Below are 19,197 nucleotides of genomic sequence, written 5' to 3'. Positions count from 1 at the left end.
TCCCGTCAGGCTCCGGGCAGCGGCACGCGCAGGCTGGACGTCCCGGTGAGGTCCAGCCACGCCGACTCCGGGCCGCGCACCAGCTTCAGCACCACGGCGTCGCAGCCGGCGCAGCGGGCCACCAGGCCCGGCGCGTGCCGGTAGACGCGCAGCGACGCGACCGCGTCGACGCGGCCGCAGGTCACGCAGCGGGTCATCGCGGCGGTGATGTCCACGGCGAAGATCTCGCCGGCCGGGCCGGCCAGGGCGTTGCCGTCTTCGAAGGGCTCGCTCATGTCAGCTCCCGCTGGGCCCGAAGCGTTCGGTCTTGACGCGCCGCGGATCGTGGCCGAGCGCGACGAGCACGTTGGCCACCGCCTCGACGAACCCGGTTGGCCCGCACACGTAGCACTGCGGCCCGAACTCCGCGGGCCAGCCCGCGGTGTTGACGTCGGCCACCCCGATCCGGTGCGGCTCGCCCGGCCAGTCCGCCGGGCCCTTGCGCGTGTAGACGAACGTGACGTCCAGCCCGGCCTCCGGGCGGCGCAGCTCGCCGGCGTAGTACACGTCCTCCGGGGTGCGCACCGAGTACAGCAGCTTGAACGGCGCCCGGCTGCCTGCCTGGCGCCGGGCGCGGATCATCGCCATCAGCGGCACGATCCCGGCGCCGCCCGCGACCAGCAGCACCGGATCGGGTGACGCCGGCCGCCACACGAACCACCCGCCCACCGGGCCGCGCAGCTCGACGGGGTCGCCGGGCGTGAACACCTCGGTCAGGAACGGCGACACCTCGCCGCCGGGCACCCGCTGCACGGTGATCTCGACGCGCTCGCCGTCGGCGGGCGCCGCGATCGAGTACGTGCGCGTGGTGCTGTAGCCGTCCTCGGCGGTGAGCCGGACGTCGACGTGCTGACCGGCCAGGTGCCCCGGCCAGCCGGGCACGTCCAGCACGAGGGTGCGCGCGGTGGGCGTCTCGTCCCGCACCTCGGCGAGCCGTCCGACTCGCCACGCCAGCTTCCCCTGGACCACGTCAGTCCCCCTGGTAGCGCTGCTCGCGCCACGGGTCGCCGTAGCTGTGGTAGCCCGCGGCCTCCCAGAAGCCCAGGTCGTCGTCGAGCATCAGCCGCAGGCCCTTGACCCACTTCGCCGACTTCCAGAAGTACAGGTGCGGCACCAGCAGCCGGGCCGGGCCGCCGTGCTCGGCGGGCAGGTCCTCGCCCTCGAACTCGTAGGCGATCCACGCCTGGCCGTCGAGCAGGTCCTCCAGCGGCAGGTTCGTCGTGTACCCGCCGTGCGACTCGACCATCACGTAGTCGGCGGCCGTGTCCACGTCCTCCAGCAGGGTGTCCAGCGAGACGCCGCGCCAGGTGGTGCCGAACTTCGACCACCGCGTCACGCAGTGGATGTCCACCGTCGGCGTCTCCGACGGCAGCGCCTTGAGGTCCGCCCACGTCCACTCGTGCTTCTGCCCGGTCTCGGTGGTGACCGTGAAGCGCCAGTTCTCCAGCCGCACCCGGGGCGTCGGCCCGGCGGAGAGGACGGGGAAGTCCTCCACCAGGTACTGCCCCGGCGGCAGCTTCTCGTCCGCCGATCGCGCCCGGCCCTGGAACCCGGGAGTCACAATCCCCATCTGCTTCCCCTTCCTCGTCCCGCGAGTCTAAGCCGTGCTTTACTAGAACGTGTTCTAGTCGCCGGAGACGGGAGGCCGCTGTGCGGTTCGGGGTCGTGTTGTTCACCAGTGACCGCGGGATCACGCCGGCCGCGGCGGCGAAGGCGGCCGAGGACGCCGGGTTCGACTCGTTCGCGGTGCCGGAGCACACGCACATCCCGGTCCGGCGGGAGGCGGCGCACCCGGGCACCGGCACCGCCGAGCTGCCCGACGACCGGTACCTGCGCACCCTGGACCCGTGGGTCGCCCTGGCCACAGCGGCCTCGGTGACGACGCGGATCACCCTGTCGACCGCGGTCGCGTTGCCCGCCGAGCACGACCCGATCACCCTGGCCAAGACGATCGCCTCGCTCGACCACCTGTCCGGCGGCCGGGTGGTGCTCGGCGCCGGGTTCGGGTGGAACGTCGACGAGCTGACCGACCACGGCGTCCCGGCGGGGCAGCGGCGCACGGTGGTGCGCGAGTATCTGGAGGCGATGCGGGCGCTGTGGACCGACGAGGAGGCCGCCTACGAGGGCGCCCACGTCCGGTTCGGCCCGTCCTGGGCGTGGCCGAAACCGGTCGGCGAGGTGCCGGTGGTGATCGGCGCGGGCGGCACCGAGCGGACGTTCGCCTGGATCGCGCGCTCCGCCGACGGCTGGCTGACCACGCCCCGGGACCACGAGCTGGACGACAAGGTGCGGCTGCTGCGCAAGATCTGGCAGGACGCGGGCCGGGCGGGCGAGCCGCGGGTGGTCGCGCTCGCCGGGCGGCCGGACGAGGAGGTGGTCGCGCACTGGCGGTCGCTCGGGGTGACCGAGGTGCTGTTCGGGCTGCCGGACCGGGATGCCGGCCAGGTGGCGGCCTACATCGCGAAGCTGGGGGAGCGGCTGCGGCTGGGCTGATCAGGCGCGGGACCGGTAGGCCCGCATCTTGTGCCGCGCCCCGCAGATGTCCATGCTGCACCAGACGCTGTTGCCGGCCGGGGAGCGGTCGTAGAACAGCCACCGGCACTCCGGCGCTCGGCACGGCTTCAGCCGCCGCGCCCGGCCTGTCACCGCGGCGCGGAACAGCACGTCGAGCAGCCGCGCGATGAGGCCGTCGACGCCCTCGCCCGCCGGGGCCAGCGCGGGACCGGGCCAGCGCGGCCCGGCGACGGTCGCGGCCGCGAAGGCGTTCAGCTCGGCCGCCACGTCCACGCCGTCCAGGTGGTCGCGCAGCGTCTCGCGGAACCGGACCAGGCGCGCCAGATCCCGCTCGTCCAGGGTCAGCTCGCCCAGCCGGTGCTCGGCCAGCCAGTCGCGGGCCGACCCGGGCGTGCCGAAGTGGTCCTCGCCGTAGAGGAAGCGCGCCGAGTTGCCGAACACCTCGAGCGGACGCAGATCGTCCGGCGCGGCGGGGCGCGAGTAGGCCATACCGGCAGGTTACCTACCCCGCCGGCCGCCCCACCGCTACGAACACGCAGACCGCCAGCACCAGCAGGTTGACCGCGCTCGTGCGGTACTCGCGCAGCTTCGCATGGCTGATCGCCGCCCCGGCCATCACGACGGCGAGCCCGATCGCGGCGGCGGGCGTGAGCACGGGCGCGATCCCGGTCGCACCGGGCAGGATCAGCCCGAGCACCGCGGCCAGCTCCGCGGCGGCGACCACCCGGATGACGGGCAGCGGGAAGAACACCACCCCGGTCTGGCCGGTGTCGAGCATCCGCTGCTTCGACTGGGTGGACTTGAGCAGTCCGGACACCGGACACCAGGAACAGCGCCGCGAGCAGCCCCTGGCAGATCCACAACACGACGTTCACGTGACACGCCTCCTTCCGTATCACCCACCGGACGAGGCGGCGCGGGCTAACGTGACCGCATGGCCAACGAGGACGAGGCACGCGACTGGAACGGCGACACCGGCCGCTACTGGGCCGACCACGCCGAGCACTACGACGCGATGCTCGCGCACCTGACCCCGCACCTCCTCGACGCCGCCCGCATCGAGCCGGGCGAGCGGGTCCTCGACATCGGCTGCGGCTGCGGCACCACCACGCTGCTCGCGGCCGGGCGGGGCGCGACCGTCCTCGGCGCGGACCTGTCCGGCCCGATGCTCGCCGTGGCGCGGGAGCGTGCCGCCGGGCTCGAGGGGGTGCGGTTCGAGCAGACCGACGTGCAGGTCCACGACTTCGGTGCGGCCTCGTTCGACCTCGCGCTCAGCCGGTTCGGCGTGATGTTCTTCGACGACCCGCTCGCCGCCTTCACCAACGTCGCGCGGGCGCTGCGGCCCGGCGGGCGGCTGGCGTTCCTGTGCTGGCAGGACGTGCGCGAGAACGAGCACCGGGTGCTGGCGCTGGACGCGGTCGCCCCGCACGTCGACACCGCCGACGCCGTCCCGCCCGGCCCCGGCCCGTTCTCGTTCGCCCAGCCGGGCTACCTGCGCGAGCTGCTGACCGGCGCGGGGCTGACCGGGATCGCCGTGGACGACGTGCGGGCGCCGGTCCGGCTCGGCGCCGACGCCACGTCGGCGGCCGATTTCCTGCGCCGCGGCGCGATGCTGCGGACGATCTTCGAGCGGTACCCGGCGGAAACGGTCGAGCGGGCGGTCGCCGCGCTGACCGAGGCCCTCGTCCCGCACGAGACGCCCGACGGCGTGCTGCTGGGCGCGGCTGCCTGGCTCGTCACCGCGCGCCGGCCGTGACGGAGTCCCTTCTGGACAGCGCACTCTGATTCCACAGTGGAGGAGTGGGGTTCGTCTCGCACGGCCGGAAAACGATTGCTCCTGCGGTAAATTGGCGCAACGTGCCCGCTGAACCGCTGCTCACCCTCGGCCCGTGGCAACTGCTGTTCCTCGTGGTGGCCGGGGTCGGGGCGGGCCTGACCGGTTCGATCGCGGGGCTCGCGTCGCTGGTGTCCTACCCGGCGCTGCTGGCGATCGGTGTGCCGCCGGTCACCGCGAACGTGACCAACACCGTCGCGTTGATGGGCAACACGGTCGGCTCGGCGGCCGGTTCGCGTCCCGAGTTGCGCGGGCAGCGCGCCCGGTTGCTGCGGCTGTGCGCGATCACGGCGGTCGGCGGCGCGGCGGGCAGCGCGCTGCTGCTGCTCACTCCGGAGGGCACGTTCGCCTACATCGTCCCGTTCCTGATCGGCGGCGCGTCGATTCTCCTGCTGTTCTCCCCGCGCCTGGCCGAACGCGCCGGCCGTGGTGACGGCGGGCTGACCGCGGGCACCGCCACGGGCGCGTTCCTGGTCGCGATCTACGGCGGCTACTTCGGCGCGGCGGCCGGGGTGATCATGCTGGCGCTGCTGTCCGCGGCCTGGGCGCAGCCGCTGGCCAGGACGAACGCGGCGAAGAACATCGTCACCGGTGCGGCCAACCTGGTGGCCGCCGTGGTGTTCGCGTTCACCGGCTCGGTGCTCTGGCCCGCGGCGGCGGCCCTGTGCCTCGGTCTGGTCGCCGGATCCTTCGTGGGGCCCGCGGTGGTCCGCCGCCTGCCCGCGGCGCCACTCCGGGTCGCGATCGCGCTGGCGGGCATGGGCCTGGCCGTCACGCTGGCCTGGCAGGCCTGGAACTAGAAGTGCTACCTTCGCGGGCGGTGCCGAGGGGCGCTGCGACGGGCCCGGCCCGCCACGCTCGGCACCGTCTCCTGCAGCAAGGGCGCCTTCTCACCCGAGGAGGCGCAGATGCTCGTCGGACACCTCGCCGCGATCTTCCGCTACCCGGTCAAGTCCATGGCCGCGCAACCGCTGGACGAGGCCGCCGTCTCCTGGCACGGCCTCGACGGTGACCGGCGCTGGGCGTTCGTCCGGCCGGGCCAGGAGGCGAACGGCTTCCCCTGGCTCACCATCCGCAGGCGCAACGACCTGGTCCGCTACCAGGTCGTCGGCGAGTCCCAGGTCCGCACCCCGGACGGCCGCCTGCACGACGTCACCGATCCCGCGCTCGCGGCGGAGCTCGGCGCCGCGAGCGTCCAGAAACTGGACCGCGGCACCTTCGACAGCGCGCCGTTGTCCCTGATCACCACCCGCAGTGCCGGCGCCGAGCCGCTGCGCTTCCGCCCCAACCTCCTCGTCGACACCGACGTGCCCGAGGAGGACTGGATCGGCCGCACGCTCCGCATCGGCGCCACCCGCATCCGGGTCGACCGCCGCGACCGGCGCTGCGTCGTCGTCAACGTCGATCCGCGCACCGGCCGGCGCGACCCGGCCGTCCTGCGCCGCATCGCGCGTGAGCACGACGTGTGCCTCGGCGTCTACGGGTCCACTGTGGAACCCGGCACGGTCGGGGTCGGGGACGAGGTCGTCGTGGTAGCGTGAGCCCGCCAGTCGTGCCCCGCGAGGGGCCAGGGAATCCGGTGCGAATCCGGAACTGACGCGCAGCGGTGAGCGGCGACGGGCGGGACAACGGCCACTGGACCACGCGGTCCGGGAAGGCGTTCCGCCCGGACGACCCCGAGTCCGAAGACCTGCTGGCACCCCCGCCACGGGGGAGACCGCCGGACCGGGCTCCGCGCATGAGCCCTCGACGCTAGGGGCCGCTGTGCGCCGATCGATCACCTTCCCGCTCCTCGCCGCCGTGCTGGCGCTGACCGGGTGCGCGAGCGCCACCCCCTCCGGAGACACCGCCGCCGTGGCCGTCGACAACTGCGGCCACCAGGTCCGCGTGCCGGAACCGCCGCGGCGGGCGGTCGCGCTCAACCAGGGCGCGGCGGAGATCATGCTGTCCCTCGGCCTCGCCGACCGCATGGCGGGCACCGCCACCTGGACCGATCCCGTGCTGCCGCACCTGGCCGCGGACAACGCGAAGGTGCCCCGGCTCGCCGAGAACTACCCGTCGTTCGAGACCGTGCTCGCCACCGAGCCGGACTTCGTCGCCGCCTCGTTCGGCGCCATCCTCGGCAAGGGCGGCGTCGCCACCCTCGAGCAGTTCGAGCAGCTCGGGGTGCCCGCCTACCTGTCGCCGACCGAGTGCGCCAAGGACACCAGCGGCGGCGGTGACGGCGCGCGCACCGAGACGCTGACCATGGACGCCGTCTACACCGAGATCCGCGACCTCGCGCGGATCTTCGGCGTCGAGGACCGCGGCGAACAGCTGGTCACCAGCCTGCGGGAACGGATGCGCGCGGTCGCGGGCGCAGGCGCGAACGCCCGGCTGATGTTCTGGTTCGCCAACTCCGAGGCCCCCTACCTGGCGGGTTGCTGCGGCGCGCCCGGCATCATCACGACGACCGTCGGCGCCCGCAACGTCTTCGACGACACGCGCGAGGAGTGGCCGCAGATCAACTGGGAGACGGTCGCCGAACGCGACCCGGACGTGATCGTCCTCGGCGACCTGACCCGCCGTTCGCAGACCGCGGAGAACGCGGCCGCCAAGATCGCGTTCCTGGAGTCGCACCCGGTGACCCGCGACCTGGCCGCGGTGCGGAACAAGCGGTACGTGCTGCTGTCCGGGCAGGCGATGAACCCGACGCTGCGCACCGTGGACGGCGCCGAGCAGGTCGCCGCGGCGCTGCGCGGGTTCGGGTTCGCCGGGTGACGCGCACCGCGCGCGTCCTGCCGCTGTGCGCCGGGGGCCTCGCGCTGCTCGTGGTGTCGGTGGCCGTCGCGGTGACGATCGGCCCGGCCGGGATCGGCGTGGGCGACGTCTACGCCACCGTCCTGGCCCACCTCGGTCTCGGGGAGCCGGTGCTCTCGCCGGTCCGCGACGGGATCGTGTGGCACCTGCGGATCCCGCGCGCCCTGCTCGCCGCCGTGTGCGGCGCGGGTCTGGCGGTGTGCGGGGCGGTCATGCAGTCGCTGCTGCGCAACCCGCTGGCCGACCCGTTCGTGCTCGGGGTGTCCTCGGGCGCGTCGACCGGCGCCGTGCTGGTCGTGGTGCTCGGGGTCGGCGGGGGAGTGGTGTCGTTGTCCGCTGGGGCGTTCGCCGGGGCGGTGGTGTCGTTCGGGCTCGTGCTGCTGCTCAGCCAGACGCTGGGCGGCACCACCGAGCGCGTGGTGCTGTCCGGGGTCGCGGCGATGCAGTTGTTCTCCGCGCTGACCTCGTTCGTCGTGCTGACGGCCGGGGACGCGGAAACGACGCGGGGCGTGTTGTTCTGGCTGCTCGGGTCGTTCAGCAGCGCGTCGTGGTCCGAGGTCGGCGTGTGCGCCGCGGTGCTGGTCGTCGCGCTGCTGGTGTGCTTCGGCCACGCCCGGACGCTCGACGTGCTCGCCTACGGACAGGACCTCGCCGCGGCGCTCGGGGTCGCGCTGACGCGGACGCGGATCGTGCTGATGTGCGTCACCGCGCTGCTGACGGCCGCGCTGGTGAGCGCCTGCGGGGCGGTCGGGTTCGTCGGGCTGGTGCTCCCGCACGCGGCCCGCGCACTGGTCGGCCCCGGCCACGGACGTCTGCTGCCGGTGACCGCCGTGGCCGGCGCGGTGTTCCTGGTGTGGGTCGACACGCTGGCGCGTACGGTGCTCGACCCGCAGGAGGTGCCGGTCGGCGTGGTCACGTCGATCATCGGCGTGCCCGCGTTCGTGGCCGTGCTGTACCGCAGCCGTCCACAGTGGACGCGGCGGGCGGCCGCCTAAGCGCTCAACGGGTCACCTGATCGCGTCGCGGCCGGCGTCGGTGAGTTTGGCGGGGATGCGGGAGCCGGTGCCGGGGACGCGGCGGACCAGGCCGGCGTGGATCAGCAGTCGCGCGCCGAACTGGTCGCAGCAGGAGAGTCCGTCGACGTACACGTGCGGCTCGCTGCTCGCGGTCAGTTCCACGCGGCCGTCGGCAACCGCTTTCAGGAACTCGACGTCGCGGTGGCTGAGGGTGGACGCGGTCATCGCTGGCACCTTTCCGAGAACGGTGTGGTGCGCCACAGAATAGGGGATCGTTGAACAATCGAGCAACCGGGTTGACGGATCGTTCAACAATCGCTAGCGTCGTGGGGCATGCGAGCCAGCTCACAGGACACCCGGCAGACCCTCATCGGCGGCGACCCCGACGACATCTCCTGGATTCCCTGAAATTGTTGAAGACCTGCCAGTAACACGCCCTGCTTTCGCCTCGATTCACTGATAAGGCCCGCGCGGAGGGTGGGCGCGACACCTCCGGCACCGCCGTCTTGCCCGCGCTCGAACTCCCCCTCGGAGCGTTGTGGCAGGCGAGTGGCCCCCGAGTGCGGACTCCCAACTGCCCCGCGCTCGGGGGCCCTATTCGTACACCACGTAGACCGGTTCCGGCTGCAGCCCGACGACCTGCTCGGGCGTCATCAGCGGTTGCCCGCCGCGGGTGTCCTCCTGGTAGAAGAGCTTGAACCCGGCCTTGACGTGCGGCGGTTTGCGCTTCATCACCTGGTCCCAGGTGGCCTTCTTCGCCTCGGCGCTGCCGATGCCGTCCACCACGTTGATCACCGCGACCCCGTTGTGCCGCTTCAGCCCGGCGATGTCCCGCACGACCGTCACCGCCACCTGGTGGTAGACCATGATCTTCTCCGGCAGCCGGTGCCGCGCCACCAGCGAAGCGAGGTAGGCGGCCACGCCGTCCAGTTCCTCGCCGGTCGTCACGCCGAACTCCTCGCCCGGCACGACGCCCGGTTCCACCGCCCACTCCGGGTCCAGCGCGACACCGACGTCCGGCTCGGTCAGCCAGCGCTCGAACGCCTTGACCTCGGGCAGGAAGTCCGCGCGCCCCGGCTGGATGTTGAGCAGCAGCTGCCCGTCGAGCGCCCGCGCCGCGTCGAGGTAGCGCTGGATCGTGTTGTCGTTCGCCCGGCTGCGGTACATGCCGTCCGGGCCCGGCGTCGGGTTCACCGTCGTCGCGATCAGCTCGACCACCGGGACCACCGGCCGGGTCCGCGGGTAGGTGCCGATCAGCTCGCGCAGCTGCGCGGACGCCTCCTGCAGATCACCGGTCATCCGCCCCAGCGCCGGGCTGCCCGGCGCGCCGCAGTAACCGACCAGCAGGTGGTCTTCGACCACGCTGTGCGCGGCGACCTGCGCCGGAAATCCGCGCAACCCCGCCGCGGGCGCGTCCAGCGGCGCCGGCCGCCCGGAAAGCGCCTGCCTGGGAAAGAAACCCTCACCACCGCTGCTGCAGGCGACGCTCGCCGCGCCCGCCAGGGCCGCGGTGAGGAACGCCCGCCTGCCGACCGTGCTCCCCGCCATGACCACGGGATGCCCTGGTCTCGACCACTTACACACAGCAGCGGGAAAATCACTCCCCGCGAGACGGCTTCGTTACCGTCAGCCGGGCAGCAGTTCGGTCACCAGCTGGGTGAGCTGGCGCAGGTTGCGGCACTCGTGCATCGGCACCACGCGCGCGTACCGCAGGGCGGCGGAATCGCCCGTGCCCCAAGCTGATCGCGCCTCCGGGTTGAGCCAGTGGACGTGCTTGGCCCGCTCCGCGATCCGGCGCACCGCGTCCAGGTTCGGGTCGCCGCCGTTGGTGCGGCCGTCACCGAGGATCAGGACCGAGGTGCGCGGCCCGACCGCGTCCGGCCACCCGTCCACGAAGCTCGCCAGCGAACCGCCGTAGTCGCTGCTCATGCCCCACCGGGTGAGCTTCGCCTGCGTTAGGATGCGCCGCGCGAGCCCCTCCGGGTCCGCCGCGCCCGCGGTGACCAGGCCGGTGATCTCGTCGGTCAGCTCGACGAACGCGAACGTGCGGATCTTGCTGAACTGGTCCGACAGGGCCTGCACCAGCAGCAGCGTGAACTGCGCGAACCCGGCCACCGACCCGGACATGTCACACAGCAGCACCAGTTCCGGGCGGCCGGGACGGCGGTCGCGCATCGCCGGCCGCATCGGCACCCCGCCGGTCGCCAGCGACCGGCGCAGCGTGCGGCGCAGGTCGATCTGCCCGCGCCGGGCACGGCGGCGGCGCGTTGCCAGCCGGGTGGCGAGCTTGCGGGACAACGGCTGGATCGTGCGCCGCAGCTCGGCGAGCTGGGCGCGGGTGGCGTTGGTGAAGCTGACCAGGTCGGTCTGCGGCGGCACCGCGTACTGCGCGATCCGCTCACGCCCGCGCAGCTCGGCGGTGCGGCGGCGGGCTTCGGCCTGCACGGCCTCGCGGTAGGTGGTGATCCGGGATTGCGCCTCGCTGCGGGCGACGGCGTCGCCGAACGCGCTGTCGTCCGTGCGGATCGCGGCGAGCACCCGGTTCAGCAGCGCGTCCGGCCGCACCCGGTCCAGCGCCTGGTAGGCCGACCAGCCGCGCATCCCGTTCGCCCCGCCGCCGCCCGACCCGCCGTCGCCGAACGAGCCGTACCGGCCGAACTGGTCGACCGCGGCCGAAGCGAGCGCCCGCAGGCGTTCCCCGTCGCCCTCGGCGAGCGCGGCGACCAGCGCTTCCCGCAGCTCCGCCGCGTCCGCGGGCACGTCCCCGGCCGTCTCCGCGGCGCCGACCGCGACCGGGAAGTACAGGTCGAACAACGCGTCGAAGGTGCCCCGCTGCCCCGAGCGGCGCAGCACGGTCGCCGCCAGCGCGGCCCGTAGCTCCTCGCGGTCGGCCAGCCCGAGCACGTCCACGGCGGCGGCCGCATCGACCGTTTCGCCGGGACCGACCGGGATGCCGTGCTCGCGCAGCGAGCCGACGAACTCGACCAGCCGCCGCGCCAGCGCCGGGGAGGTCATGACAGCAGCGAGTCGAGCCGCAGCTCGGCCGCGGCCTTCCGGTGATCGCTCTGGTACTTCAGGATCACGCCGAGGCTGGTCTCGACCACCTGCTCGTCGAGCGTGTCGGCGCCCAGCGCGAGCAGCGTGCGCGCCCAGTCGACGGTCTCGGCGATGGAGGGCGCCTTGCGCAGTTCCATCGTCCGCAGCGCGGCCACGACCCGCACCACCGAGTCCGCCAGGCGCGCGTCCAGCCCGGGGACCTTGAGCGTGACGATGTCGCGCTCCAGCTCCGGCGTGGGGAAGTCCAGGTGCAGGAACAGGCAGCGCCGCTTGAGCGCCTCCGACAGCTCACGGGTCGCGTTCGAGGTGAGCAACACGAACGGGCGACGCTGCGCGGTGATCGTGCCCAGCTCCGGCACGGTCACCTGGAAGTCGCCGAGGACCTCCAGCAGCAGGCCTTCCATCTCGACGTCGGCCTTGTCGGTCTCGTCGATCAGCAGGACCGTGGGGTCCGGGTTGCGGATCGCCTTGAGCAGCGGGCGGGGGAGCAGGAACTCCTCGCTGAACACCTCGTCGCGGGCCTGTTCCCAGCCCTCGTCGCGGCCCGCGGTGATGCGCAGCAGCTGCTTGGCGTGGTTCCACTCGTAGAGCGCGCGGGCCTCGTCGATGCCCTCGTAGCACTGCAGCCGGACCAGCTCGCTGCCGGTGGCCTGCGCCAGCGCCCGCGCCAGCTCGGTCTTGCCGACCCCGGCCGGGCCCTCGACCAGCAGCGGCTTGCCGAGGCGGTCGGCGAGGAAGACGGTGGTGGCGACGGCGGTGGACGCCAGGTAGCCCGCGCCGGCCAGGCGCTCGACGACCTCGTCGACCGAGCCGAACAACGGCTCCTGCATCGGCCCTCCCTGGGGTGGTGCGCAACCCACCCATTGTGGGCCCTCGCGACCTGATCCCGCGGCTGTCGTGCCCAATCTCACGCCGCGTAGCGGGTGACAGCCGCCAGCGCCGCACGCAGTCCGGAGACGTCCCCGGTCACCGTCAGCGGGTCGGCAGGCCCGCGCCCCCACAGCCACAGGTACACGTCCGCCGGCGCGCCGGACACCCGCCCGTCCGCGCTCGCCGCCGGTTCCGGTCGCACCAAGGGATTTCCGGTCCCCGAGGGCATCCGCACCGTCCACACGCGACCGGCGCACCGCACCTCGAACACCTCGCCCGAGGCGTCCACCGAGACCGTGTCCTCGGGCGCCGGCCGGTTGCCCTCCGCCAGCCACACCGTCAGCACCTCGTCCACCCCGTCGGCGGCCAGCGCCGGATCCACCACCGGCGGCAGGCCCAGCGCCTGCTCCAGGTCGACGCGGTGCACGGTGAACTCGTGGGCCATCCGGCGGCGCCAGAACCCGTAGGTCCGGTCGGCGGGGAACCAGGTCTGGCAGGGGAAGCTCGGCGGGCGGCTGGCGAGGCTGCGGAACAGCCCGTCGGCCGCGGCCTGGAACCAGCTCAGCACGTCCTGCCCCGCGGGCGGCTGCTGTTCCCACTCCAGCGGCAGGGTCTGGCTGTCCACCCAGTCGGTCACGCGGTGCGCCACCCCGCCGAGGTGGCGGACCAGCGCGCCCGCCGTCCACCCCGGACACGCAGGCACCGGGAGGTCCGGATCGGCCGGAGCGGCGAGGACCCCGATGCCGTGGATCTCGGCGCGCAGGGTGTCGAGGAGGAACGGCTGGTCGGGTTTCGTCATGACCCGGCCGAACATACCGGTTGGATGATCGCCGTGGGGGCCGGATCGGTTCCGAAGTGGACATCCCGGCCCCTTCTGTCACGAGGGCTTTCCGTCCAGCCGCATGCGAACCTGGATGGTCGTGCCGTGCGGCGCGCGGTGGGTGCGGACCAGGTCGGCCAGGTCGTTGACGAGCAGCAGGCCGCGCCCGGACAGCTGACCCCGTTCGGGCGGGCGCCGTCCGGCCAGCGGGTCGGTCAGCCGCCCGCCGTCGGTGACCGAGCAGACCAGTTCCGCGCCCTCGCGCCACAGGCTCAGCTCGCACGCGGTGCCGGCGTGCAGCAGGCTGTTCGTCGCCAGCTCGGTGACGATCAGCTTCAGGTCCTCGGTGCGCGCTTCGCCCAGCCCGAACTCCAGCGCGTAGGCGGCGACGGACCGGCGCGCCACGGACAGGTCGTCCGGCACCTGGACGCGGAACGTCACCGCGCCCGCGGCCGGTTTCAGCTCGTCGTTGTACCGGGCGACGAGGTCGTCCCACGCGTAGGTGTCGCTGCCGCGCCGCACGCCACCCTCGGTGACCAGTGGGTGCGTCACGTGGGCGTCGGCGATCGCGACCGGGTCGAGCGCCTTGGTGTCGTACGGGCACACGATCGTCACGTCGCGGCCCGCGAAGGCCGGGTTGATGAGAGCCTCGTGCTGCGCGCAGGCCGGGTACTCGACGGCGGACCGCCCGTCCCAGATGGGCTCGCCGATGATGCGCACGCGGGCGGCGTCGCGGTGCCGGTCGGCGAAGCCCCGCAGCACCTGCGGGATGATCCGGCCCGGGTTGCGGCCCGCGACGCCCATGTCGAGCAGGTGCACGCGGCTCGCGTCGTCGCCGAGCGCCTCGCGCAGCAGCGACAGGTTGGGCTCCGGCACGGCGGCCGCCACCGGATCGCCCGCCGCCAGGCCGTCGGTCAGGAACGGCACCAGCCCGGCCAGGTACTCCTCCGGTGAGCCGTAGAACAGGGCCTCGTGCACGAATCCGGTGCTCATCGCGGGGCCTCCACGCGGATGTCCTCGAGTTTCAGGACCTCCACGACGCTCGCCGGTCCCGGGCGGGGAGCGCGCAGAACCACCTCGGCCGCGTGCCGCCTGGCGTGCTCGGCCAGCGTCAGCAGGTTGCGGTGGTCGATGAAGTCCAGGGTGGCCGCGTCGAGCACCAGCCGGCCGCCGACGGGCCGGGGGTCGACGTGGCCGAGTGCGCGGGGGAACAACTCGGCCGAAGCGAGGTCGAGTTCGCCGCCGAGGCTCGCGCAGCAGCCGCCGCGGGCCGAGGCGTGCAACCGGAAACCCGCGCCGTTTTCGTTGGCGCTCGGGTGGAGCGCGGACAGCAGCGCCAGGGTGGGCCGGTCCAGCTTCCGGCGGTCGTAGCCGCACAGCGCGGAAAACGGGTGCACCGCGGAGTAGCCGTCGGCGAGGTGCTCGAACCGCGCCAGCGAATTCAACCGCGTGGGTGACCGCAACAGCCCGGTGACGTCGGCCGCCACCCGCAGGCCCCGGTAGCCGTCCGCCAGCGCCGCCTCGGTGGCCTTCGCGTAGATCCGCAAGCGCACGTGCGGATCGCCGAGCGCGCCGAGGTCGTCGAGCGAAACCACCCGCAGATCGCCGCGGCGGCGGGCCTCGCCGCCGTCCACGATGCCGTCCAGATCCGTGGCCAGGCGCGACACCGGGCCGGTCCCGGCGTAGCAGACCCGGTGACCCAGGGCCAGACCCTCGGCCAGGAACTCCCGAACCCGGGACCGGAACTCGGCCGGGTCCTCGTAGCCCCAGCACAGGTGGTCGTGGCAGCCGAGGCCGCGCGCGTCCACGACGATTCCGGACCGTCTCATCGCATCCGAGCGTACCGCGCCGCGGCGGCCGGGACAGGGTCCGTCGCGCCCGGCGGTGGTACTGCCGGAGGCGCGTCGACTACGCTGGGTTGGACGCGGTTCAGAGCGCAGCCGCAGAATGCTGTCGCCGAAGGGTAGGCGAGCGCGTCATGTCACGGGCTCCGCGTGTTCCGGAGGAATCCGCCGGACTCAGCACATCCACACCGCTGCACGTCTCGGTCCGCTGGCCGAGTCGCGACGTCGCCGTGCTCGCGGTCGGCGGCGAACTCGACCTGGCCACCGCGGGCAGGCTGGAGGCCGCGTTCCGCCGCTTGATGGCGCGACGGCCGCGCGTGGTCGTGGTCGACCTGAGCGGGGTCGCGTTCCTCGGATCGTCCGGGCTGGCCGCGATCACCGCCGCGCTCACGTCGGGCGTCGTGCTGCGGATCGTCGCACCGGGCTCGCTGGCCCGGATCTTCGCGCTCACCGCGCTGGACAAGGTGCTCGACCTCTACGGAACCGTCGACGAGGCGCTGGCCGCGGGCTGACCGTCCGGGAGTTCACCCGCGCAGGGCCGCTTCGATCCCGGTGAGCAGGCATTCCAGGCCGAATTCGAAGCGGGTGGCGGGATCGACGTCGTCGGCTTCCAGCACCCGCCGGTTGAAGTGCGGGTACCGGCCGGACTCGACGACCTGCCGGACGTAGGCGCCCACCCAGTTCCGCCACTCGTCTTCGGTCATGCCGGTGCGGCGCTGGACCTCCAGCTCGGCCAGCTCGGCGGACACCGCTCCCAGCACGTGGGTGTTGATCGTGTCCACCACCATCGTCGCGAGCGTCGGGTCGTCGGTCATCCTGGAGACGATGCCGAGGTGGTGGTCGGCGCGCGCGATCACGTTCGGCCCGAGCGTCGGGTGGCGGGCCGCCTGCTGGGCGAGCCAGGGGTGCAGCAGCATGACGGCCCGCTGGCGGCGGGCCAGCTGGGCCAGCTCGGCGCGCCAGTCGTCGCCCGGTTCGGGCAGCGGCTCCTCGCCGATGATCGTGTCGACCATCAGCTCGAACAGCTCGTCCTTGCCGGCCACGTGCCGGTAGAGCGACGTGGTGCCGGTGCCCATTTCCGCCGCCAGCCGCCGCATGGACAGCGCGTCCAGTCCCTCGGCGTCGGCGATCGCGATGGCCGTCCGGACGATCTTCTCCTCGGTGACGACCGGCCGCGTCTTCGTCGTCCGGTCGCGCATCCAGACCATCGTCGGCGGCTTCTTGGCGGGCGGCATGGGCACAGCGTACTTCTTGGGTACAGTGTTCCCAAGAGTGGGAACAGTGTTCCCGTCTGGGAGGAGGAAGCTCATGTCGGATGTGGTGATCGCCGGTGGTGGGTCGGTCGGCCTGGCCGCCGCGGTGTTCCTGGCGCACCACGGGGTGCGCGCGCACGTGGTCGAGCGCCGCGCGGGTCTGTCGGAGCACCCGCGGGCGCTCGGTCTCAGCCCGCGCACGCTGGAGTTCTTCCGCGAGGCCGGCCTGACGGCGGAACTCGACGCTGTCGCGGTCCGGTCGACCGAGATGTGGAAGGCGGACGCGCGCACGGTCGCGGAGATCGACCGGGCGAACGCGCCGCGGCGGACGCCGTTCACGCAGCCGGAGATCTCGCCGGAGCAGCCCGTCGGCCACTACCCGCAGGACCGGCTGGACGCGGCGCTCATGCCCGCCGCGCGCGAGCGTGGTGCGACGGTGGAATTCGGCGTGGCCGTCGCCGGGGTTTCGCAGTTCGCGGACGGGGTGTCGGTGGAGCTGTCCGACGGGCGGGTCCTGCGGACGCGGTACCTCATCGGGGCGGACGGGGTGAAGACCGCCGTGCGGCCTGCGCTCGGGATCGGCACGACCGGTCCCGGCGAGGTGGGGGAGCCGGTGCTGAACATCCTGTTCGAGGCGGATCTCACCGGGTTCTTCGGCGCGCTGCCGACGATGGTGGAGATCGGCCACCCGGGCGTGCGGGGGATGCTGCTCAGCGTCGGCGAACGGCGGTGGGTCCTGCACACCGGCGCGCCCGGGAGCCCCGAGGAACTCATCCGGACGGCGCTCGGCGCGGACGTGCCGGTGCGGGTGGTCGCCGCGAAGTGGTGGCGCGCGACGCTGCGGATGGCCGAGGAGTTCCGGGCCGGGCGGGCGTTCCTGGCGGGGGACGCCGCGCGGTCGGTCTCGCCGCTCGGGGCGTTCGGGCTCAACACGGGGATGGCCGACGCGCACAACCTGGCGTGGAAGCTGGCGCTGGTGCTGGCAGGCCAGGCCGGCGAGGGCCTGCTGGACACCTACCACGACGAGCGGCACGCGGTGGCCGAGTTCGTGACGCGGCAGGCCGTGCTGCGCTGGGAGAACCCGCGGCTGCACTGGGACCCGGCCGCGGTGGCGGAGCGGGAGGCCGTCGGGGCGTGGAACGCGCCGCTGGTGACGATGGGCTACCGGTACGACTCGACGGCGGTCATCGACGCGGTCGTGCGGCCACCGTCCACAGAGGATTTGGCGGCCGCACTGGATGGCGCGCCGGGATCCCGGTTGCCGCACCGGTGGGTCTCGCCCGGGGTGTCCACTCTGGACCTGGTGGGATCCGGGTTCGCGGTGTTCGCGGGCGAGGTGTCCTGGCGCGAGGCAGCGGAGAAGGCCGCCGCCCGCCTGGACGTCCCGATGGGCACGGCGGTCCTGCCGGACGCGGACTGGCTGTCGACGATCGGCATCGAGAAGGGCGGCGCCTTGCTGGTGCGCCCGGACGGCTTCGTCGCCTGGCGCTCGCCGGTCGCCGTGGCGGGCGCGGATGCGGTGCTGGAGTCGGTGGTGGCGCGGGTGCTGGCCCGCTAGCACGGGCCGACGCGAGCGACTCGCCCGGCCCCGCCGGGCGGCGCGGTGGGCGGGGATGTTGGACCGTTGCGCCCGGACGGTTTCGTCGCTTGGCGGCCGTCGGGCGACGCGGATGCCGTGGCGCGGTGGGCCCTTAGGCGGCGCCGATGCGGGCGGCCAGGTCCGCGTCGACCGGGTAGGGGCGCTCCTCCGGGAGGAGTGCGCGGGCCTCGTCCAGGCGGCGGTCGCGCACCAGCGCTTCGATCTCGTGGGCGCGTTCCGTCTCGTCGGTCAGGCCGGTGATCCACTCGCCGACGTAGCGGTCGGAGGCCTCGCCGGCCAGGCCGATCTGGATGGCGCGTCGCGGGAGCGGGCGCAGGTGCAGGTTCTTGTCCGGGTCCCACTGGATGCGCACCGGGCTGGTGGCCAGTTGCCGTCGCCACGCGTCCTCGCTGGGGTGGTGGCCCGGGTCGAACGCGGACAGGCACGAGTGCGCCAGCGCCCATTCGAAGCCGGCGCGGGTGATGGTCACCGCGAGGACCCGTTCCTGGCCGGGCTTGCGGGCCCAGCCGCTGCGGTAGGCCATCCAGAGGAACGACGGTTTGATCCACGTCATGCGGCCGCGCTTGAACGGCGGCACGAACGTGCCGGCGCGCAGGGCGGGCTCGGCGATCTCGGGGGAGTAGGCCTGGTACACGACGATCGTGTCGTCGTCGTACCGGGCACGGATCTCATTGCTCATGTGGGTGATCTTCGGGCATGGGCGCAAGCGGTTTTGCGTGCGAGACTGGGGCATGCTCTTCGACCGCGCGGCGATCGAGGGACTGGCGGCGGGCCGCGTCACGGTGGCCTTCCGCAGGTGGGACGCGCCCCGCGTGCGCCCCGGCTCCCGGATGCGCACCGCGGCCGGAGTGGTCGAGGTGACCTCGGTGGACGAGGTCGCGACGGTGACGGACGAGGACGCCAGGGCCGCGGGCTACGAGTCGGCGGCGCAGATGCCCGACCGCGGTTCGGGACGGCTGTACCGGATCGGACTGCGCGTGGCGGGCCCGGACCCGCGGATCGCCCTGCGGGAAACCGCCGACCTGACGGACGACGACCGCGCCGCGATCGGCGCCGCGTTGTGGCGGATGGACCGGGTGGCGGAGGTGCCGTGGACCGGCGCGTTCCTGAGGCTGATCGCCGACAGCGAGGGCGTGCGGGCCGTGGAGCTGGCCGAGCGGGTCGGCCTGGCGCGCGACGTGTTCAAACGCCGCGTGCGGCGCCTGAAGGAACTCGGCCTGACGGAAAGCCTGGAGGTGGGTTATCGCCTCTCGCCGAGAGGCAGGGCATTCCTCGAAGGCGGCGACGCCTGAGCCGCACGCCCGGCACGGTGCCGCCGCGGCCATCGCCCGGCGCGGTGACGGCCGAGATGCGCGGCAATCGGATTCGGCGCCCAGGAGGGGGTGCCGCCCCAGGAGCGGTATCTCCTCCGCAGGGGGAGAAGTCGCCTCCCGGCCAGCCGCCCGCGGCCGGCAGTGGCCGGTCGCCCGCCGCCAGCCGCCAGTGGCCGGTCGCCCGCGGCCAGCCGCCAGTGGCCGGTCGGCAGTGGCCAGCCGCCCGCGGCCAGCGGCC

The 19,197-nt window shown here is 73.5% G+C and carries 23 protein-coding genes and 2 riboswitches; of the genes, 9 read left to right on the top strand and 14 right to left on the bottom strand.

Features of this window, described 5'->3' with window-relative positions; genetic code table 11:
* Positions 1-5: 5 nt before the first annotated feature.
* From ABZ193_RS33845 to ABZ193_RS33835, 3 genes are read right to left on the bottom strand one after another with little or no spacing between them, the layout of a single operon-like run.
* Positions 6-275: a DUF6510 family protein gene (locus ABZ193_RS33845; RefSeq protein ID WP_354712737.1), complete on the bottom strand. Its 270-nt coding sequence runs from the start codon at positions 273-275 to the stop codon at positions 6-8.
* Between the two features lies 1 nt (position 276).
* Complete coding sequence (locus tag ABZ193_RS33840; protein ID WP_354712736.1) at positions 277-1,008, bottom strand: ferredoxin reductase; 732 nt, start codon at positions 1,006-1,008, stop codon at positions 277-279.
* Position 1,009: 1 nt separating this feature from the next.
* Positions 1,010-1,609, bottom strand: a complete 600-nt coding sequence (locus ABZ193_RS33835) for a sulfite oxidase-like oxidoreductase (protein ID WP_020422699.1) — start codon at positions 1,607-1,609, stop codon at positions 1,010-1,012.
* An 80-nt stretch (positions 1,610-1,689) separates the two neighbouring features.
* Between ABZ193_RS33835 and ABZ193_RS33830 the strand changes: the two genes are divergently transcribed.
* Entirely contained in the window at positions 1,690-2,532 is an 843-nt protein-coding gene (locus tag ABZ193_RS33830) for an LLM class F420-dependent oxidoreductase (RefSeq protein WP_354712735.1), read from the top strand.
* Here ABZ193_RS33830 and ABZ193_RS33825 read toward each other — a convergent pair whose 3' ends face one another.
* Positions 2,533-3,042 (bottom strand): CGNR zinc finger domain-containing protein, encoded by a 510-nt coding sequence (locus tag ABZ193_RS33825; protein ID WP_354712734.1) that lies wholly within the window; start codon positions 3,040-3,042, stop codon positions 2,533-2,535.
* A gap of 13 nt (positions 3,043-3,055) precedes the next feature.
* On the bottom strand, positions 3,056-3,370 hold the full coding sequence (locus tag ABZ193_RS33820; protein WP_354712733.1) for a DoxX family protein: 315 nt from the start codon (positions 3,368-3,370) through the stop codon (positions 3,056-3,058).
* 117 nt (positions 3,371-3,487) lie between these two features.
* Between ABZ193_RS33820 and ABZ193_RS33815 the strand changes: the two genes are divergently transcribed.
* The 5 genes from ABZ193_RS33815 (at position 3,488) to ABZ193_RS33795 (ending at position 8,181) form a co-directional block, all read left to right on the top strand.
* Complete coding sequence (locus tag ABZ193_RS33815; protein ID WP_354712732.1) at positions 3,488-4,309, top strand: methyltransferase domain-containing protein; 822 nt, start codon at positions 3,488-3,490, stop codon at positions 4,307-4,309.
* Positions 4,310-4,410: 101 nt separating this feature from the next.
* Positions 4,411-5,187 (top strand): sulfite exporter TauE/SafE family protein, encoded by a 777-nt coding sequence (locus tag ABZ193_RS33810; RefSeq protein WP_020422694.1) that lies wholly within the window; start codon positions 4,411-4,413, stop codon positions 5,185-5,187.
* 19 nt (positions 5,188-5,206) lie between these two features.
* Positions 5,207-5,282, top strand: a riboswitch (S-adenosyl-L-homocysteine riboswitch).
* 13 nt (positions 5,283-5,295) lie between these two features.
* On the top strand, positions 5,296-5,928 hold the full coding sequence (locus ABZ193_RS33805; RefSeq protein ID WP_354712731.1) for an MOSC domain-containing protein: 633 nt from the start codon (positions 5,296-5,298) through the stop codon (positions 5,926-5,928).
* A 28-nt stretch (positions 5,929-5,956) separates the two neighbouring features.
* Positions 5,957-6,079: riboswitch (cobalamin riboswitch) on the top strand.
* Positions 6,080-6,151: 72 nt separating this feature from the next.
* Entirely contained in the window at positions 6,152-7,147 is a 996-nt protein-coding gene (locus ABZ193_RS33800; protein WP_354712730.1) for an ABC transporter substrate-binding protein, read from the top strand.
* Entirely contained in the window at positions 7,144-8,181 is a 1,038-nt protein-coding gene (locus ABZ193_RS33795) for an iron chelate uptake ABC transporter family permease subunit (RefSeq protein WP_354712729.1), read from the top strand. Before ABZ193_RS33800 ends, ABZ193_RS33795 begins: the two co-directional genes overlap by 4 nt.
* A 12-nt stretch (positions 8,182-8,193) precedes the next feature.
* Here ABZ193_RS33795 and ABZ193_RS33790 read toward each other — a convergent pair whose 3' ends face one another.
* The 7 genes from ABZ193_RS33790 to ABZ193_RS33760 all read right to left on the bottom strand — a co-directional run bounded on the left by ABZ193_RS33790 (position 8,194) and on the right by ABZ193_RS33760 (position 14,778).
* Entirely contained in the window at positions 8,194-8,427 is a 234-nt protein-coding gene (locus ABZ193_RS33790) for a hypothetical protein (protein WP_020422690.1), read from the bottom strand.
* 369 nt (positions 8,428-8,796) lie between these two features.
* Positions 8,797-9,750 carry a hypothetical protein gene (locus ABZ193_RS33785; protein ID WP_235716297.1) on the bottom strand — a complete coding sequence of 318 codons (954 nt, stop codon included), beginning with the start codon at positions 9,748-9,750 and terminating at the stop codon, positions 8,797-8,799.
* A gap of 78 nt (positions 9,751-9,828) precedes the next feature.
* Complete coding sequence (locus ABZ193_RS33780) at positions 9,829-11,217, bottom strand: VWA domain-containing protein (RefSeq protein WP_354712728.1); 1,389 nt, start codon at positions 11,215-11,217, stop codon at positions 9,829-9,831.
* Positions 11,214-12,089 carry a MoxR family ATPase gene (locus ABZ193_RS33775; protein WP_020422687.1) on the bottom strand — a complete coding sequence of 292 codons (876 nt, stop codon included), beginning with the start codon at positions 12,087-12,089 and terminating at the stop codon, positions 11,214-11,216. Before ABZ193_RS33775 ends, ABZ193_RS33780 begins: the two co-directional genes overlap by 4 nt.
* Before the next feature lie 77 nt (positions 12,090-12,166).
* A complete protein-coding gene (locus ABZ193_RS33770; RefSeq protein WP_354712727.1) occupies positions 12,167-12,928 on the bottom strand; it encodes a maleylpyruvate isomerase family mycothiol-dependent enzyme in 762 nt (253 codons plus the stop codon).
* Positions 12,929-13,006: 78 nt separating this feature from the next.
* On the bottom strand, positions 13,007-13,942 hold the full coding sequence (locus ABZ193_RS33765; RefSeq protein WP_354712726.1) for an anti-sigma factor RsbA family regulatory protein: 936 nt from the start codon (positions 13,940-13,942) through the stop codon (positions 13,007-13,009).
* Positions 13,939-14,778, bottom strand: coding sequence for an MEDS domain-containing protein (locus ABZ193_RS33760; protein WP_237337182.1), 840 nt, complete (start codon positions 14,776-14,778; stop codon positions 13,939-13,941). The genes ABZ193_RS33765 and ABZ193_RS33760 overlap by 4 nt, the downstream gene beginning before the upstream one ends.
* A gap of 149 nt (positions 14,779-14,927) precedes the next feature.
* On the opposite strand from ABZ193_RS33760, the gene ABZ193_RS33755 reads away from it, so the two are divergent.
* A complete protein-coding gene (locus ABZ193_RS33755; RefSeq protein ID WP_027936570.1) occupies positions 14,928-15,305 on the top strand; it encodes an STAS domain-containing protein in 378 nt (125 codons plus the stop codon).
* A gap of 12 nt (positions 15,306-15,317) precedes the next feature.
* Here ABZ193_RS33755 and ABZ193_RS33750 read toward each other — a convergent pair whose 3' ends face one another.
* Positions 15,318-16,028, bottom strand: a complete 711-nt coding sequence (locus tag ABZ193_RS33750) for a TetR/AcrR family transcriptional regulator (RefSeq protein WP_354712725.1) — start codon at positions 16,026-16,028, stop codon at positions 15,318-15,320.
* A 73-nt stretch (positions 16,029-16,101) separates the two neighbouring features.
* On the opposite strand from ABZ193_RS33750, the gene ABZ193_RS33745 reads away from it, so the two are divergent.
* Complete coding sequence (locus tag ABZ193_RS33745; RefSeq protein ID WP_354712724.1) at positions 16,102-17,604, top strand: FAD-dependent monooxygenase; 1,503 nt, start codon at positions 16,102-16,104, stop codon at positions 17,602-17,604.
* Positions 17,605-17,737: 133 nt separating this feature from the next.
* On the opposite strand, the gene ABZ193_RS33740 is transcribed toward ABZ193_RS33745, so the two are convergent.
* Positions 17,738-18,325: a DUF4291 domain-containing protein gene (locus ABZ193_RS33740; RefSeq protein ID WP_354712723.1), complete on the bottom strand. Its 588-nt coding sequence runs from the start codon at positions 18,323-18,325 to the stop codon at positions 17,738-17,740.
* 52 nt (positions 18,326-18,377) lie between these two features.
* Between ABZ193_RS33740 and ABZ193_RS33735 the strand changes: the two genes are divergently transcribed.
* Positions 18,378-18,938, top strand: a complete 561-nt coding sequence (locus ABZ193_RS33735) for a hypothetical protein (protein ID WP_354712746.1) — start codon at positions 18,378-18,380, stop codon at positions 18,936-18,938.
* The last annotated feature ends 259 nt before the right edge of the window (positions 18,939-19,197 follow it).

It is taken from the genome of Amycolatopsis sp. NPDC006125, assembly GCF_040614195.1.
Classification (GTDB): Bacteria; Actinomycetota; Actinomycetes; order Mycobacteriales; family Pseudonocardiaceae; genus Amycolatopsis_E; species Amycolatopsis_E tucumanensis.
This window is presented reverse-complemented; position numbering and strand designations above follow the sequence as displayed.